This is a genomic window from Burkholderia aenigmatica, from assembly GCF_048627025.1.
GTDB lineage: Bacteria > Pseudomonadota > Gammaproteobacteria > Burkholderiales > Burkholderiaceae > Burkholderia > Burkholderia aenigmatica.
The window spans coordinates 1587001-1603351 of the sequence record NZ_CP184468.1 but is presented as its reverse complement, the minus strand read 5'-3'; the positions used below and the strand labels follow the sequence as shown (position 1 = coordinate 1603351).

Genomic DNA, 16351 nt, shown 5'->3' with positions numbered 1-16351 from the left:
ATACGCAGCCGATCACGAAGCGAGGTTTAAGAATTGTCAGAAAGGCGCGGCCGACGGACACCAGCGGCCGCCGGCACCGTGACGCGGGCCTTCAGCGGCGCCGCATCAGGAACACGAAGGTCTTGTCCTGCGTCGTCGATTCGACGATCTCGTTGCCCGTCTGCTTCGCGAACGCGGCGAAATCGCGCTGCGAGCCCGGATCGGTCGCGAGCACCTTGAGGATCTGCCCGCTTTCCATATCGGCGAGCGCTTTCTTGGCACGCAGGATCGGCAACGGGCAATTGAGCCCGCGCGCGTCCACTTCCTTGTGAATCTGCATCGGCTGTCGACCTTCGAATGACGCGCCATTCAAGGCGCGGAGAGAAGCCGGGATTTTACCGCAGCGCCGCGGTGCCTGCCCGGGCCGCCCGCGGCCCGGCACTCGCGGACACCGGGCTCAGGTGCCTGAAAAGCCGCCCGCGAGCCGTTCGCGCAGGTGCCGCACGAGTGCGCGCACCGCGCTCGGCACGACCGGGCTGTACGGGCGGATCGCAAAGATGTGGTCGCCGAACGCGCCGGATGGCCGCCAGCCGTCGAGCAGCGCGACGAGCCGGCCGGCGTCGAGATCGCGCTGCGCGCTGAAATCCGGCAGCAGCGCGATGCCGAGCCCGCCGAGCGCGGCCTCGCGCATCGCCTCGCTGTTGTTCGCCGCGAAGCTGCCGCGCACCGGCACGCTCACGCGCTCGCGCCGCCGGCCATGCGGCTCGAAGCTCCATGCGGCCGGCTCGTTGTCGCGCAGGTAGCACAGGCAGCTGTGGTCGACGAGCTCGCTCGGGTGCCGCGGCGCGCCGCGCGCATCGAGGTAGTCGCGGCTCGCGACGAGCAGCGAGCGCGTGTCGCACAGCTTCCACGCGACGTGGGTCTGCGGCGCAGTGGTCGTATGGCGGATCGCGAGGTCGAAGCCCTCCTGCGTCAGCGAATGCAGCCGGTCCGACAGGTCGAGCTCGATCTGCACGCCCTGATGCTGCCGCAGGAAATCGGGCAGATGCGGCACGACCTGCTGGCGCCCGAGCGCGACCGGCACCGTCACGCGCAGCAGGCCGCGCGGCTCGCCGGCCAGATCCTTCACGCGCGCGAAGTGCTGCCCGATCGACTCGAACGCGTCGCGCGTGCTGTCGACGAGCGTCTGGCCCGCGTCGGTGAGCCGCACGCTGCGCGTCGTGCGCCGCACGAGCGGCACGCCGGCCGCCTTTTCGAGATCGGCGATGCGCTGGCTCATCGCGGCCTTGCTGATGCCGAGCCGCTGCGCGGCGGCAGTAAAACTGCCGGCCGCGGCCAGCACCGTCAGCGAATGGATATGCGGCCAGAGCGCCTGGACATTTTGCTGATTCATCCGGTGATTATTCAGAATTCTGAACAGTGAATCAAGCTGCGCGGCCTTCTCCCGCCCTGCTCGTTTGCCTAGACTGGGTGCTGTCCACTCCCACCCGATCCCCAGGAGACACGATGAATCCGGTTCCCGCGTACACCTCCGACACCGATGTCGGCCACTATGTCGACGGCGCGCCCGTCGCCGGCCGCAGCGGCCGCTTCCAGGACGTTCTGAATCCCGCGCTCGGCCGCGCGGTGCGCCGCGTGGCGCTCGCCGACGACAGCGAAGTGCAACGGGCCGTCGCGTCGGCCCACGCCGCGTTCCCCGCGTGGGCCGCGACGCCGCCGATCCGCCGCGCGCGCGTCATGCACCGCTTCCTGCAACTGATGAACGAGCACCGCGACGCCCTCGCGGCGATCATCACGGCCGAGCACGGCAAGGTGTTCTCCGACGCGCAGGGCGAAGTCGCCCGCGGCATCGACATCATCGAATTCGCCTGCGGCGTGCCGCAGCTCCTGAAGGGCGACTTCACCGACCAGGTCAGCACCGGCATCGACAACTGGACGATGCGCCAGCCGCTCGGCGTCGTCGCGGGCATCACGCCGTTCAACTTCCCGTGCATGGTGCCGTGCTGGATGTTCCCGGTCGCGATCGCGACCGGCAACACGTTCGTGCTGAAGCCGAGCGAGCGCGACCCGTCGGCGGCCTTGTTCATCGCCGACCTGCTCACGCAGGCCGGGCTGCCGGCCGGCGTGTTCAACGTCGTGCAGGGCGACAAGGGCGCGGTCGACGCACTGCTCGACCACCCGGACGTGCAAGCCGTCAGCTTCGTCGGCTCGACGCCGATCGCGGCCTATGTGCAGCAGCGTGCCGTGCAATCCGGCAAGCGCGTGCAGGCACTCGGCGGTGCGAAGAATCACCTCGTCGTGATGCCCGACGCGAACCTCGAGCAGGCCGTCGATGCACTGATCGGCGCCGCGTACGGCTCGGCCGGCGAACGCTGCATGGCGATCAGCGTCGCGGTGCTGGTCGGCGACATTGCGGACAAGATCGTGCCGCTGGTGGCCGAGCGCGCGCGCAAGCTGGTGATCGGCGACGGCATGTCGCCGGAAGTCGAGATGGGCCCGATCGTCACCGGCGATGCACTGAAGCGCATCGAAGGCTATATCGAGCAAGGCGTGAACGAAGGCGCGCAACTGGTGGTCGACGGCCGCGGGCTGCGCGTGCCGGGCCGCGAGGCAGGCTTCTTCACCGGCGGCACGCTGTTCGACCACGTGACGCCCGACATGCGCATCTACAAGGAAGAAATCTTCGGACCCGTGCTCGGCTGCGTGCGCGTGAAGGATTTCGGCGAGGCGGTCGACCTGATCAACGCGCATGAATTCGGCAACGGCGTGTCGTGCTTCACGAGCGACGGCGGCATCGCGCGCGAGTTCTCGCGGCGCATCCAGGTCGGCATGGTCGGCATCAACGTGCCGATTCCGGTGCCGATGGCGTGGCATGGCTTCGGCGGCTGGAAGAAGAGCCTGTTCGGCGACATGCACGCATACGGCGAGGAAGGCGTGCGCTTCTATACGCGCCAGAAGTCGGTGATGCAGCGCTGGTCGTCGAGCATCGGCAAGGGCGCCGAATTCGCGATGCCGACCGCGAAGTAAGCGCCTGACGGCACGCCGCCCGCCGATCGGTCGCGCGGGCGGTACGCCGGCAGGATGCGTCAGCCGGCCTGCGTGCCGTGCGCGCCGTCGGCGGTCGGCAGGTACGACAGTTCGAGCCGGTACGCGAGCGCGACGAACAGGCTCTGTGCGAGCCCCATCGTGGCCGTCAGCGCGCGGAAGCCGAACGTCGCGCTGTCCTGCACCATCAGCGTCACCTCGGCCTCCCGCGCCAGCGGGCTCATCCGGCTGTCGGTGATCGCGATCAGCCGCGCGCCGCGCTGCACGGCCTGTTGCGCGACCTGCACGGTTTCCTCCGCGTACGGCATGAACGAGATGACGATCATCACGTCGCCCTCGCGCACCGAGCGGATCTGGCCAAGATGCATGCTGCCGAGCGCGCTGAACAGGCCGATGCGCTTGTCGGTGTGCTGCAGCGCATAGTCGAGGTACACGGCGATCGGAAACGCGCGCCGCGAGCCCGCGATCCAGATCGCCTGCGTGTCGGCGAGCAGGTCGACGGCCTGCGCGAGCGCCTGCGAATCGAGCGTCTGCCGCAGCTGCTGCATCCCGGCAATACTGCCCTTGATGAACTCGTCGGCGATCTGCTCGGGCTGCAGGCTCGACGAGCCCGATTCGATCACGTCGCGCAGCCGCAGGTTGTACGCGCGCCCCGGCGCGATCTGCTGCGCGAGCCCCTCGCGGAACAGCTTCTGCATCTCGGAGAAACCGGAGAAGCCGAAATGCTTCGCGAAGCGCACGACGGCCGACGGCTGGACGCCGCACGCTTCCGCGAGCGACTGGATGCCTTCCAGGCCAAGCTGGTCCCGATGCGTTTCCACGTGGCGCGCAATCACCTTCAGGCGATTGCTGAGGCCGTCGTACTCCTGCGTCAGATGCTGCAGGAACTGCTCGACGGTGGCGGGAGGTTTCTCGGATGAACTCATCGGATAGCGCGAAGTTGACGGCCCCGACGTGCGCGCGATACTGGCGGGCGCGGCCCGGGGCTCACCTGGATACATGCATGAAGGGCGAATTTAATCACGTTTGCGGCGCGGCCCGCGCCGCGTGCTCGCTCCCACGCGCTCGATCATCACTTGCCTACGCTCCACGGCAATGCTGGAAGCGATTGTCCAACGCTCTCGCGGCGTCGTAAAGATTAGGGTGTCTACCAAGGCCGGCCGTCGGTGCGAAGCCTTGCACGACGGGCGCGCAGCGCGCCGCAGCCGGCCCGTGCCGCCGGTTCAACGATAGTCGACCCACACGCCGCCCGCATCGGCCGAGCGCACGCAGTTCTCGACCCAGCGCACGCCTTCCACGCCCGCATGGACGTCCGGATAGCGGATGTTCTTCAACGCCGCGGCGTCGCCACGATCGGCCGCATCCATTGCGAGCGCGAAACGCGCATAGAGATTCGACCAGGCCTCGAACAACCCTTCCGGATGCCCGGCGCCGATGCGATCCTCGCGCAATGCGTGCGGATGCAGATAGCCCATCCCGCGATCGAGCACCTGCGCGGGCTGCCCCTGCACTTCGTAGCGCAACTGGTTCGGATGCTCGTCCCACCACTCGACGCTCGCCTTCGAGCCGATCACGCGCACCTTCTGGCCGTGCATCGAGCCCGCGTTCACCGCGCTCGACCACACGTAGCCGACCGCGCCCGTGTCGTATTCCATGATCGTGAACGCGTTGTCTTCCAGCGGCGCGCGGCTCTTCACGAAGCTCTGCCGCGAACACATCAGCCGCCGGATCTTCAGCTCGGGCGCCATCACTTCGGAGATGTACAGCGGATGCGTGCCGATGTCGCCGAGCACGTAGCTCGGGCCCGCGAACTTCGGGTCGACACGCCAGCGCGCGGCCGCGCTCGCGGCCTCGACGCCCTCGCTGTGGAACCCGTGCGCGAACTGCATCTGCACGATGCGGATCTCGCCGAGATCGCCGCGCGCGATCATCTCGCGCGCCTGTTCGATCATCTGGTGTCCGGAGTAGCCATACGCGACGCCGACGATCCGGTTCTTCTCGACCGACAGCCGCTGCAGCGTTTCGGCCTCCTCGGTCGTGAAGCACAGCGGCTTCTCGCAGACCACGTGCAGCCCCGCGTTCAGCGCCGCACGGCAGATCTCGAAATGCGTGTTGTTCGGCGTCGCGATCGACACCGCGCGAATGCCGTCCGGGCGACGCGCCTCGGCGTCGAACATCGTCGCGTAGTCGGGATAGCAGCGCTCCGCCGCGACGCCGAGCTTCACGCCGAACTGGCGGCCGCGTTCGGGATCGATGTCGAACGCGCCGGCGACCAGCTGGAAGCTGCCGTCGCGCAACGCGGCCGACCGGTGGCTGTAGCCGATCTGGCTGCCGAGCCCGCCGCCGACCATGCCCCAGCGAATCGAATGTCCAAGCAGAATCTGTCCGTCGATCATGATTGTGTCGTTCCTTGTCCGTATTCAGATCATCAAGCGAAACCGGCCGACGCGAGAAACGCGCGGCTCGCGGCCACGTCGCGCAGGCTCGTGCCGGCATTGCGCGGGTCGCGCTCCTGTTCGATCGTGATGTAGCCGGCGTAGCCGATCTCGTCGAGCGCCTGCTTGATCGACCGGTAGTCGAGCACGCCCTTGCCGATCGGGCACATCACGCCGCGCGCGCAAGCCGCGAAGAACGCGATGTGCTCGCCCATCACCGCGTCGTACACGGCCGCGTCGATATCCTTGAAATGCACGTAGTCGAGACGCGCCGCGTGGCGGCGCAGCCAGGTTTCCGGATCCATGCCCGAGTAGTACAGGTGGCCCGTATCGAGACAGAGGCCGGCCGTGTCGGCCGGAATGTCGGCGACGATCCGGTCGATCTCGTCCGCGAACTCGATATAGCCGCCCGCATGCGGATGGATCACCGTGCGCACGCCGAATTCGTCGCGCGCGATCGTCGCGATCTGCCGGATGTGCTCGACCATCGTCGACCAGCTTGCGTCCGACAGCCGCGGCGCGCGATCGGCGTGGCCGGCCGCGTAATCGCGTTCCTCGTGGCCCCAGTCCATCACGACCAGGTACGGCGCCGCGTAGCGCTGGCCGTCCTGCGTCGGCAGCTTCGGCAGCCGTGTGATCAGCGCGCAGATCTCGCGCGTCTGGCGCAACAGGTTCGGCAGGTTCTCCGGCGATACGAGATCGTCGAAGATCGTGCCGGCGGTGATGCTCAGGCGCTGCCGCTCGAGCTCCGCGCTCACCACGTCGAGTTCCAGCGGGATGTAGCCGTATGGCCCAAGCTCGATACCCGAGTAGCCGGCCTCGGCCGCTTCGGCGAGCACCTGCCGCCACGGCGGCAGGTGCGGGTTCTTCACGTCGTCGACACCCCAGCAGCACGGTGCGCAACCCATCTTCATCGTCATGTCGGTCAGTCCGGCAAGTAGGCGGTGGCGGGTCAACCGCGATAGAACGCAGGGCGTTCGGCCATCGCGATCGGCTCGACCGCCCCGCTCTTTTGCGCACGCACGCAGGCGTCGGCCGCGACCGCCGCCGCGTAGCCGTCCCAGGCGGACGGCCCGGTCAGCACGCCCTGTCGCACGCCGTCGATGAACGCCTGCAGCTCGACGTCGTACGACGCGATGAAGCGCTCCTTCCAGTCGGTCATGATCTCGACCGACTGCCGCGCCGCATGCTTGAGCCCCACGGCCGGCGGATCGGGCAGCTTCGCGATGCCCTGCTCGCCCACCACCTCGCACTGGATGTCGTAGCCGTACTGGCAGTTCACGAAGATCTCGACGTCGATGCGCACGCCGCTCGCGGTTTCCAGCAGCACGATCTGCGGATCGGCGAGATGCGAGGACGCATGGCGCGTTTTCTTCGGATAGACGACCTGCGTGCTTACGTAGTCCTCGCCGAGCAGCCAGCGCAGCACGTCGAGTTCGTGGATCAGCGTGTCGGTGATCGCCATGTCGGTCGTGTAGCGCTCGCCGACCGACTGGTTGCGGTGCGCGCAATGCAGCATCAGCGGCGCGCCGATCTCGCCGCTGTCGATCACGCGCTTCAGCGCGCGATAGCCTTCGTCGTACGGACGCATGAAGCCGACCTGCACGAGCCGCTTGCCGTGCGCCGCTTCGGCTTCGACGATCCGCATGCAGCCTTCGGCCGTGACGGCGAGCGGCTTCTCGCAGAACACCGGCTTGCCGTGCGCGATCGCGTCGAGCACGAACGCTTCGTGCGTCGGCCCCCACGACGTGACGAGCACGGCCTGCACGTCGGCGGCCGCGACCACCTCGTGGCCGTCGCCGTAGATTTCGGCGTCGAGCGCGTACTTCGTCACCGCGTCGCGCGCCTGCTGCGGATCGATGTCGTTGACGGCCACGACGCGCGCGCCGGACAGCGTGCGGGTCAGTCTGCGAATATGGTCCTGGCCGATCGCACCGCAGCCGATCACGCCGATTTGCAAGGTCATCTAAAAGTCTCCAGTCGTTCATTGGCGGTGCGGCACGCGCCGCACCGGTCAGCCATTCGTCAGCGCGCCGTGCGATCGAAATGACGATCGACGTAGCGCTGGATCGCGTCGCGCATGTAGCGCGACGACTCTTCCGCGCGGTCCTCCCACGCGAACACGCACGACGACATCACGCCGTCGAAGCCTGCCGCGCCGAGCGCGCGGAAGAACACGTCCCAGTCGATCTCGCCCTGCCCGATGTCGAGATGCTGGTGCACGCGAATCTGGTTCGAACCCGGCGGGTTCACGATGTAGCGCAGCTGGCTGCTCTTGCGGTGGTCGAAGGTGTCGGCCACGCGCACATGTGCGAGGATCGGCGCGGCCTGCGCGATCATCGCGGCCATGTCATCGCCGTAGTAGAACGTGTGCGGCGCGATGTACGACAGCTTCAGCGACGGCGAACCGAGGTTCGTGACGATGTCGATCGCGGGCTGCAGCTGCTCGATCCAGTCCTCGGGATGCGGCTCGACCGACAGCACGATGCGTTCGCGTTCGAGGATCGGCAGCAGCTCGTCCATCGAACGGAACCACGCGGCTTCGCACAGCTCCTTCGGGTTCGCGCCCGGCCGTTCGCCGACCGAGCGCTCCGGCGACGCGCCGCGCCCGAACTCCGACACCATCAGCGCGCACTCCATGTCGACCGCCACCTCGATCGCCTTCTTCCAGCAGCGCACGGCCCATTGCCGCTCATCCTCGAACGGGCTCGCCCAGCGATACATCGGCTGCAGCGACGCAAGGCCGACGCCGCTCGCGCGCATCGCCTGCCGGAACGCGGCCATCCGTTCGCGCGTGGCGCGCGGCATCACCCACCAGTCGAGGAAGTCGCTGCGCGGCGACAGCTCGATCTGGTCGTAGCCGAGCTCGGCCACCGCGTGCGGCAGGCGGTCGAGCGGCAGGTGGCGAATCATGTAGGGGTCCAGCGCGATCTTCATCGAATGTCCTCGACGGTGGCGGGTGCCGGACCCAGGCGGCGGCACGTGCCGCCCGCGTCCGGCGATGCTTGACGGGTCAGCGGCGCTTCTTCTTGTTGCGGTACTGGTCGGCGATCACGGCCGCGACGATGATCGCGCCCTTGACCATCTCCTGGTAATACGCGTCGATGCGGATGAACGTGAAGCCCGACGTCATCACGCCGAGGATCAGCACGCCGATCACGGTGCCCGTCACGCGGCCGAGGCCGCCCGACAGCGACGTACCGCCGATCACGACGGCCGCGATCGCGTCGAGCTCGTACATCACGCCCATGCCCGACTGGCCCGAGATCGCGCGCGCGGCCGTCACGGTGCCGGCGATCCCGCTCAGCAGGCCCGCGATCGCGTAGACGAAGATCAGGTGACGCGTGACGTTGATGCCCGACACGACGGCCGCGTGACGGTTCGCGCCGATCGCATAGGTGTACTTCCCGAAGCGCGTGTAGCGCAGCACGACGTGGAAGATCGCGGCGATCACGAGAAAGATGATCACCGGATTGGCGCCCGCGCCGATGGCCGCGAACTGGTCGGTCAGCATCGACACCGGCATTCCGTTGGTGAACCACTTCGCGAAGCCGCGCGCGGCCACCATCGTGCCGAGCGTCGCGATGAACGGCGGGATGCCCGTCATCGCGATCAGCGAGCCGTTCAGCAGGCCGACCAGCAGCCCGACGCACACGCCGGCCAGCACCGGCCAGATGATCGGCAAGTCGGTCAGGTGCGGAAACACCGCGCGCGGGAAGTCGGACACCTGCGCGAGACTGGCCGAGACGACCGCCGCGGCGGCCACGACCGAGCCCGACGACAGGTCGATCCCGCTGGTGATGATCACGAGGTTCACGCCGACCGCGATGATGCCGATCACGGCCATCTGCAGCACGATGATCTCGAGCCGTTCGGCATTGAACAGGAAGCTCTGGCCGACGACGATCCAGCCGACGATCTCGAAGAACAGGCTGATGCCGACGAGCACGAGGAAGATGCTCAGTTCGGGCGGCCACTTCGTGTGCCGCGCCTTGAGGGTCATGGTCTGCGCATCCGCGACCGGGTTCAGGTTGCCCATTGCTTTGTCTCCAATCTTGTTTCGGCTCAACGCGACGCGAGATCCATGATGCGGACCTGGTCGGCGTCCTTGCGATCGACGATGCCGGTCATGCGCCCTTCGTGCATCACCATCACGCGATCGCTCATTCCCAGCACTTCCGGCATTTCCGACGAGATCATCAGCACCGCGACGCCCTTGCCGGCGAGCGCGCTGACGAGCCGGTGGATCTCGGCCTTCGCGCCGACGTCGATGCCGCGCGTCGGCTCGTCGAGGATCAGGATGCGCGGCTGCGTGAGCAGCCAGCGGCCGATCAGCACCTTCTGCTGGTTGCCGCCCGACAGGTTCTGGATTTCCTCGTGCAGCCCGGGCGACTTCACGCGCAGCATCCGGCTCATTTCCTCGCAGTCGCGTTTCAGTTGCGCCTGCTGCACGAAATTGAACTTCACGTAGCGGTTGCTGAGCACCGCCGCTTCCATGTTCGCGAGCAGGTCGAGATTCAGGAAGCAGCCGGTGTCCTTGCGGTCTTCGGTGAGGAAGGCCATCCCGTGCTTCATCGCCTGCGCGGGCGTCGTAATGCGCACCGGCTTGCCGTCGATCCGGATCTCGCCCGTCGTGGCCGGCACGACGCCGAACAACGCCTCCGCGACGTTCGAGCGCCCCGAGCCGACGAGGCCGGCCACGCCGAGGATCTCGCCCGCGCGCAGCTCGAAGCTCACGTCGCGGAACACGCCGTCGACGCCGAGGTTCTGCACCGACAGCACGACCTCGCCGATCGGCACCTCCTCCTTCGGGAACATCTGCGTGATCTCGCGCCCGACCATCATGCGGATGATGTCGTCGCGCGTGACGTCGCTCGACGCATGCGTGCCGATGTACTTGCCGTCGCGGAACACCGAGAACTCGTCGGCGATCTCGAACAGCTCGTTCATCTTGTGCGTGATGTAGACGATGCCCTTGCCCTGCTCGCGCAGCTGGCGAATGATCCGGAACAGGTGCGTGACTTCCTTGTCGGTCAGCGCGGAGGTCGGCTCGTCCATGATCAGCACGTCCGAGTCGAACGACACGGCCTTCGCGATCTCGACCATCTGGCGGCTCGCGACCGTCAGCGTGCGCACGTCGGTTTCCGGATCGATGTCGATCGACAGCCGCTCGAACAGTTCGGCCGTCTGGCGGCGCAGCGCCGCGTGATCGATCAGGCCGAAACGGTTCTTCGGTTCGCGGCGGATCCAGATGTTCTCCGCGACCGTCATGTACGGCATCAGGTTGAGTTCCTGGTGGATCATCGCGATGCCGCGATCGAGCGCATCGAGCGGGCCGTTCAGCACGACGGGCTCGCCGTTGATCAGGATCTCGCCCTGGTCGGGCGTGTAGACGCCTGCGATGATCTTCATCAGCGTCGACTTGCCCGCGCCGTTCTCGCCCATCAACGCATGGACGGTGCCGCGACGCACGCGGAACTGCACGCCGTCGAGCGCAACGACGCCGGGAAAGGACTTGCCGACGCCGCGCACCTCGAGCACGCAGTCGGCCGCGGGAGAAGCCGGCGGGGCCGACGAGCCGGTCGAGCCGGACGAAGCGGCCGGCGCATCGTCGCCGGCCATCGGGCGCGCGATCCTGGCTGTAAACATGGACGTTCCTCGACGAGTCGCGCGCGAACCCGGCCATGCCGGGCCCGCGCAGTTCAACGGATCACCGCTCAGTGCTTCGCGTACTGGGCCATGTTCTCGGGCGTCACGAGCTCGAACGGCACGTTCACGTAGCGGTCGACGGGCTGCTTCTTCGCGAGCTTGAGCGCGGCCGCGACGGCCTGCTGCCCCTGCCCGGCCGCGTTCTGGTAGACCGACACCTTCAGCTCGCCGCTCTTCATCGACGCAAGGCCGTCCGGCGTCGCGTCGATGCCGGCTACGATCGTCTTCGGCGTCCACTTGCGCGCGGCCTTCAGCGCGTTGATCGCGCCGATCGCCATCTCGTCGTTGTTGGAGATGATCGCGTCGTACTTCATGCCTGAGCTCAGCCAGTTCATCGTGATGTCCTGGCCCTGCGTGCGGCTCCACTTGCCTTCGCGCTTGTCGACGATCTTCATGCCCGCGCAATCCTTCGTCGCGATCACGTCCTCGATGTCCTTGGTGCGGGCGCGCGCCGATTCGTTGGACAACTCGCCCATCAGCACGAGGAGGTCGCCCTTGCCGCCGAGCAGCTTGCACACCTGGCGCGCCTGCAGCGTGCCCGACTGCTTCTCGTCGGACGCGACCACCGCGACGCCGGCCGGCAGCTTGTCGAAATCGACCGGCTTGCGGTTCACGTACACGAGCGGGATCTTCGCGGCCGTCACCATCTTGGTGATCTTCGGCGTCGCGTCGGTATCGACCGCGTTCACGATGATCGCGTCGACCTTCTGCGCAATCATGTTCTGGACCTGGCTCAACTGCTTGCCGACGTCGTTGCCGCCGTCCTCGATCTGTACCGTCGCGCCGTCCTTCTTCGCCGAATCGGCGATGCCGTTGCGCAGGATGGTCAGGAACGTGTCGTCGAACGACGCCATCGTCACGCCGATCTTCTCGGCATGCGCGAGCGGCGCTGCCAGGATTGCGGCGGCCGCGACGGCCATCAGCTTGGTCTTCATGATCAATCTGTCTCCTCATCTCCGGGGGGCGGAAGACGGCGCGTTGCGCGCCGCCGGGCCGAGTCCGATACGGACTGAAGCATCCGGATGAAACTGTAGATCACTTCCTCGAAAATTTGGAAATTTATTTCTACGTGATTTCACCTAGGGAACTGGATTTCCAAAAAGTCTAGACTCCGTTCCGTAGCCCGATTCCTTGCGGCAGGCAGTCCCGCGTCGTGCAGCACACGGTGCGGATCACCGCCAGAGGATCGGTCCCCTAATCTGCCGGCATCGCCGAACGCCGGCCGCGAGCGTGACACGTGATATGAGCCTGCTGAACTTTCCGAGTGACCGCCCCATCGATCTCGCCTGCCTCGGCCGCGTGGCCGTGGATCTCTATGCGCAGCAGTACGGCAGCCGCCTGGAAGACGCGCGCAGTTTCCAGATGTATCTCGGCGGCTCGTCCGGCAACGTCGCGTTCGGCGTGGCCCGGCTCGGGCTGAAGACCGCGATGATCTCGCGCGTCGGCGACGAGCAGATGGGCCGCTTCCTGCGCGAGACGCTCGAGCGCGAAGGCTGCGATACCAGCCAGCTGCAGACCGACCGCGAGCGCCTCACCGCGCTGGTGCTGCTCGGGCTGAAGGATCGCGACACGTTCCCGCTGCTGTTCATGCGCGAGAACTGCGCGGACATGGCCGTGCGCGCCGACGAGATCCGCGAGGACTTCATCGCCGGCTGCCGCGCGCTCGCGATCACCGGCACGCACCTGTCGACGCCGGGTACGCGCGAGGCGTCGCTGACCGCGCTCGGTTATGCGCGCCGCCATGGTGTCGTGCGAATTCTCGACATCGACTACCGGCCCGTGCTGTGGGGGCTAACCGCGCGCGGCGCGGGCGAGAATCGCTACGTGCCGGACGCACAGGTAACGCGTCAGCTGCAGCAGGTGCTCGGCGAATTCGACCTGCTGGTCGGCACCGAGGAGGAATTCCTGATCGCGGGCGGCGTGCCGCACGACGTGATCGGCTCGTTGCAGGCGGTGCGCAAGATCACGAACGCGACGCTGGTCGTCAAGCGCGGCGCGCTCGGCTGCTGCGTGATCGAAGGTGACATTCCCGCCCGCCTCGACGATGCGCCGACTTTCCTCGGCGAACGCGTCGAGGTGCTCAACGTGCTCGGCGCGGGCGACGCGTTCCTGTCGGGCCTGCTGTCGGGGCTGCTGCGCGGCCGCGACTGGGCCGAGTCGACGCGCATCGCGAACGCGTGCGGCGCGATCGTCGTGTCGCGCCATGCGTGCTCGGCCGCGATGCCGACGCCGGCCGAGCTCGCGCACTGGTTCGACGGCAGCCGCAATCCGGTGGTCGACGCCGACCAGACGCTCGCGCACCTGCATCGCGTGACGGTGCCGCGCCGCGAATGGGACGACCTGTGCGTGATGGCGTTCGACCATCGCAGCCAGTTCTACGAACTCGCAGTGCAGGCCGGCGCGGACGAAGCGCGGATCAAGACGCTGAAGCGCCTGCTCGTGCGCGCGGTCGAACAGGTCGAGCGCGATCGTCATATCGAAGGCCATGTCGGCGTGCTGATCGACGGCGGCGGCTACGGCAGCGACGCGCTTGCGTCGGCCACCGGGCGCGGCTGGTGGGTCGGCCGCCCGGTCGAGCTGCCGGGCTCGCGGCCGCTGCGTTTCGACGAAACGCGCTCGGTCGGCTCGTCGCTCACGCACTGGCCGACCGAACAGGTCGTGAAGTGCCTCGTTCACTATCACCCCGACGACCAGGTCGACCTGCGCGTCGAACAGGAACAGCGCGTGCTGGAACTGTGGGAAGCCACGCGCGCCAGCGGCAACGAGTTGCTGCTGGAAATGATTCCGCCGCGCGCAGTCACGCCGGCCGGCACCGAGGACGATGCGGTGCTGCGCACGATTGCGCGTTTCTACAACCTCGGCGTGATGCCCGAATGGTGGAAGCTCACGCCGCTGAGCGCCGACGGCTGGGCGCGGCTCGAAGCGCTGATCGCCGAGCGCGATCCGCACTGCCGCGGCGCGGTGATCCTCGGGCTGAACCAGCCGCTGGACTATCTCGTCGACAGCTTCCGCTCGGCGACCAACCCGATCGTCAAGGGCTTCATGGTCGGGCGCACGCTGTGGGCCGATGCGTCGCTGAACTGGTTCGCCGGCCGGATCGACGACCAGGCGCTGATCGACGAAGTCGCCGGCAATTTCGCGCAGCTCGTGGATGCGTGGCTCGGCCGCCGTGCCGCAGCCGCCCGCGCCGCCGCAGCCTGACGCGACGCCTGCGATGACCCACTCCTCTTCACCGACCGACATGACCTCTACCGTGAGACTGACCGTCAGCCAGGCGCTCGTGCGCTACCTGGCTGCCCTGCGCGCCGAAGTTGTCCAGCCCGACGGCCGCACCGAGATCCTGCCGTACTGCGGCGGCGTGTTCGCGATCTTCGGCCACGGCAACGTGGCCGGGCTCGGCGAGGCGCTGCATGCTGAAAAGGACCGGCTGCCGACCTTCCGCGCCCACAACGAGCAAGGGATGGCCAACGCGGCTGTCGCGTTCGCGAAAGCGAATTTCCGCCAGCGGATGATGGCCGCGACGTCGAGCATCGGCCCTGGCGCGACCAACATGCTGACGTCGGCCGCGCTCGCGCACGTCGGCCGGCTGCCGCTGCTGCTGCTGCCCGGCGACGTGTTCGTGTCGCGGCTGCCCGACCCGGTGCTGCAGCAGGTCGAGGATTTCGAACAAGGCGACGTCAGCGCGAACGACTGCTTCCGGCCGGTGACCCGCTACTTCGACCGGATCACGTCGCCCGAGCAACTGCTCGTCGCGCTGCCGCGCGCGATCCAGGTGATGACCGATCCCGCGCAATGCGGCCCCGTGTGCCTCGCGCTGCCGCAGGACGTGCAGACCTTCGCATACGACTGGCCCGAGGATTTCTTCGCGCCGCCGGTGATCCGGATGCGCCGGCCGCCGGCCGACGCGCTCGAGCTTGCCGATGCGCTCGACGTGCTGAAGGCCGCGAAGAAGCCGCTGATCGTCGCGGGCGGCGGCGTGCTGTACAGCCAGGCGTGGGACGCGCTGCGCGCGTTCGCCGACACGCATGGCGTGCCGGTCGCCGAATCGCAGGCCGGCAAGGGCAGCCTCGCGTGGGACCATCCGCTGAATCTCGGCTCGATCGGCGTGACGGGCTCGCCTGCCGCGAACCGCGCGGCCGCGCAGGCCGACGTGGTGTTCGCGGTCGGCACGCGGCTGCAGGACTTCACGACCGGCTCGCACGCACTCTACGGCAACGCGACGCTGCTGAGCCTGAACGTGCAGCCGTTCGACGCGGGCAAGAAACGCGGCCGGCAACTGGTGGCCGATGCGCGCACGGGCCTCGGCCAGCTGTCGGCCGCGCTGGCCGGCTGGCACGCCGATCCCGCGTGGACGGCAGGCAACCGCGACCAGGCCGCCGCGTGGAACGCGCGTGTGACCGAGCTGACGACGCGCGTGCCGACCGACACGCTGCCGTACGACGCCGAAGTGATCGGCGCGGTGCGCGACTCCGCGGCCGACGCGGGACGCGACAGCGCGCGCGACGACCTCGTCGTGTGCGCGGCCGGCACGCTGCCGGCCGAACTGCACAAGCTGTGGCGCAGCGGCGTGGCGGGCAACTACCACATGGACTATGCGTACTCGTGCATGGGCTACGAGGTCGCGGGCGGCCTCGGCGCGAAGCTCGCGCGGCCGGAGCGCGAAGTGATCGTGATCGTCGGCGACGGCTCGTACATGATGCTCAACGCGGAACTCGCGACGTCGGTGATGCTTGGCCGCAAGATCATCGTCGTGATCCTCGACAACCGCGGCTACGGCTGCATCGAGCGGCTGCAACTGAATTGCGGCGGCGCGAGCTTCAACAACATGCTCGACGACTGCGTGCCGGAGGGCGGCGAGCGCTCGACGATCGATTTCGCGATGCATGCGCGCGCGATGGGGGCCGAAGCCGTGCACGTGCGCGACATCGGCGAGCTGCGCAGCGAAATGAAACGCGCCCGCGCGGCGAAGAAGAGCCAGGTGCTCGTGATCGACACCACGCACCGCCGCACGACCGACGACGGCGGCGCATGGTGGGAAGTCGCCGTGCCGCAAGTATCCGAACGCGCCGGCGTCGAGTCGGCACACCGCGCGTACCTCGATGCGAAGACCCGGCAGCGGCGCTGATGGCGCGCGCTGCCCACGAACCCTCCCCGCGAACAACACATTCGAACCAAGGAAGCAC

The 16351-nt window shown here is 67.8% G+C and carries 13 protein-coding genes; 3 read left to right on the top strand and 10 right to left on the bottom strand.

The window, feature by feature from the left end; translation table 11 throughout:
• Window positions 1-91 precede the first annotated feature (91 nt).
• Together ACN8ZM_RS07540 and ACN8ZM_RS07535 are read right to left on the bottom strand one after the other, a co-directional pair.
• On the bottom strand, window positions 92-319 hold the full coding sequence (locus ACN8ZM_RS07540) for a sulfurtransferase TusA family protein (RefSeq protein ID WP_006402122.1): 228 nt from the start codon (window positions 317-319) through the stop codon (window positions 92-94).
• A 117-nt stretch (window positions 320-436) separates the two neighbouring features.
• Entirely contained in the window at window positions 437-1372 is a 936-nt protein-coding gene (locus ACN8ZM_RS07535; RefSeq protein WP_420210898.1) for a LysR substrate-binding domain-containing protein, read from the bottom strand.
• 113 nt (window positions 1373-1485) lie between these two features.
• On the opposite strand from ACN8ZM_RS07535, the gene ACN8ZM_RS07530 reads away from it, so the two are divergent.
• Window positions 1486-3006, top strand: a complete 1521-nt coding sequence (locus tag ACN8ZM_RS07530; protein ID WP_420210897.1) for a CoA-acylating methylmalonate-semialdehyde dehydrogenase — start codon at window positions 1486-1488, stop codon at window positions 3004-3006.
• Window positions 3007-3065: 59 nt separating this feature from the next.
• On the opposite strand, the gene ACN8ZM_RS07525 is transcribed toward ACN8ZM_RS07530, so the two are convergent.
• The 8 genes from ACN8ZM_RS07525 to ACN8ZM_RS07490 all read right to left on the bottom strand — a co-directional run bounded on the left by ACN8ZM_RS07525 (window position 3066) and on the right by ACN8ZM_RS07490 (window position 12103).
• Window positions 3066-3950, bottom strand: coding sequence for a MurR/RpiR family transcriptional regulator (locus ACN8ZM_RS07525; RefSeq protein WP_043182499.1), 885 nt, complete (start codon window positions 3948-3950; stop codon window positions 3066-3068).
• A 297-nt stretch (window positions 3951-4247) separates the two neighbouring features.
• Window positions 4248-5420 carry a Gfo/Idh/MocA family protein gene (locus tag ACN8ZM_RS07520; RefSeq protein ID WP_043182498.1) on the bottom strand — a complete coding sequence of 391 codons (1173 nt, stop codon included), beginning with the start codon at window positions 5418-5420 and terminating at the stop codon, window positions 4248-4250.
• A 32-nt stretch (window positions 5421-5452) separates the two neighbouring features.
• On the bottom strand, window positions 5453-6379 hold the full coding sequence (locus ACN8ZM_RS07515) for a TIM barrel protein (RefSeq protein ID WP_301769462.1): 927 nt from the start codon (window positions 6377-6379) through the stop codon (window positions 5453-5455).
• Between the two features lie 32 nt (window positions 6380-6411).
• On the bottom strand, window positions 6412-7425 hold the full coding sequence (locus ACN8ZM_RS07510) for a Gfo/Idh/MocA family protein (protein WP_043182495.1): 1014 nt from the start codon (window positions 7423-7425) through the stop codon (window positions 6412-6414).
• Between the two features lie 59 nt (window positions 7426-7484).
• Window positions 7485-8396 carry a sugar phosphate isomerase/epimerase family protein gene (locus ACN8ZM_RS07505; RefSeq protein WP_420210896.1) on the bottom strand — a complete coding sequence of 304 codons (912 nt, stop codon included), beginning with the start codon at window positions 8394-8396 and terminating at the stop codon, window positions 7485-7487.
• 76 nt (window positions 8397-8472) lie between these two features.
• Window positions 8473-9498 (bottom strand): ABC transporter permease, encoded by a 1026-nt coding sequence (locus ACN8ZM_RS07500; RefSeq protein ID WP_043182493.1) that lies wholly within the window; start codon window positions 9496-9498, stop codon window positions 8473-8475.
• A 26-nt stretch (window positions 9499-9524) separates the two neighbouring features.
• On the bottom strand, window positions 9525-11108 hold the full coding sequence (locus ACN8ZM_RS07495) for a sugar ABC transporter ATP-binding protein (protein WP_043182492.1): 1584 nt from the start codon (window positions 11106-11108) through the stop codon (window positions 9525-9527).
• A 68-nt stretch (window positions 11109-11176) separates the two neighbouring features.
• Window positions 11177-12103 (bottom strand): sugar ABC transporter substrate-binding protein, encoded by a 927-nt coding sequence (locus ACN8ZM_RS07490; protein ID WP_043182491.1) that lies wholly within the window; start codon window positions 12101-12103, stop codon window positions 11177-11179.
• Between the two features lie 307 nt (window positions 12104-12410).
• Here ACN8ZM_RS07490 and ACN8ZM_RS07485 point away from each other — a divergent pair, with 307 nt between their 5' ends.
• Both ACN8ZM_RS07485 and iolD read left to right on the top strand, forming a co-directional pair.
• The gene (locus tag ACN8ZM_RS07485; RefSeq protein ID WP_420210895.1) at window positions 12411-14369 is read left to right on the top strand and encodes a bifunctional 5-dehydro-2-deoxygluconokinase/5-dehydro-2-deoxyphosphogluconate aldolase; all 1959 of its coding nucleotides are present in this window, start codon (window positions 12411-12413) and stop codon (window positions 14367-14369) included.
• A gap of 40 nt (window positions 14370-14409) precedes the next feature.
• The gene (iolD, locus tag ACN8ZM_RS07480) at window positions 14410-16293 is read left to right on the top strand and encodes a 3D-(3,5/4)-trihydroxycyclohexane-1,2-dione acylhydrolase (decyclizing) (RefSeq protein ID WP_420210987.1); all 1884 of its coding nucleotides are present in this window, start codon (window positions 14410-14412) and stop codon (window positions 16291-16293) included.
• Window positions 16294-16351 lie beyond the last annotated feature (58 nt).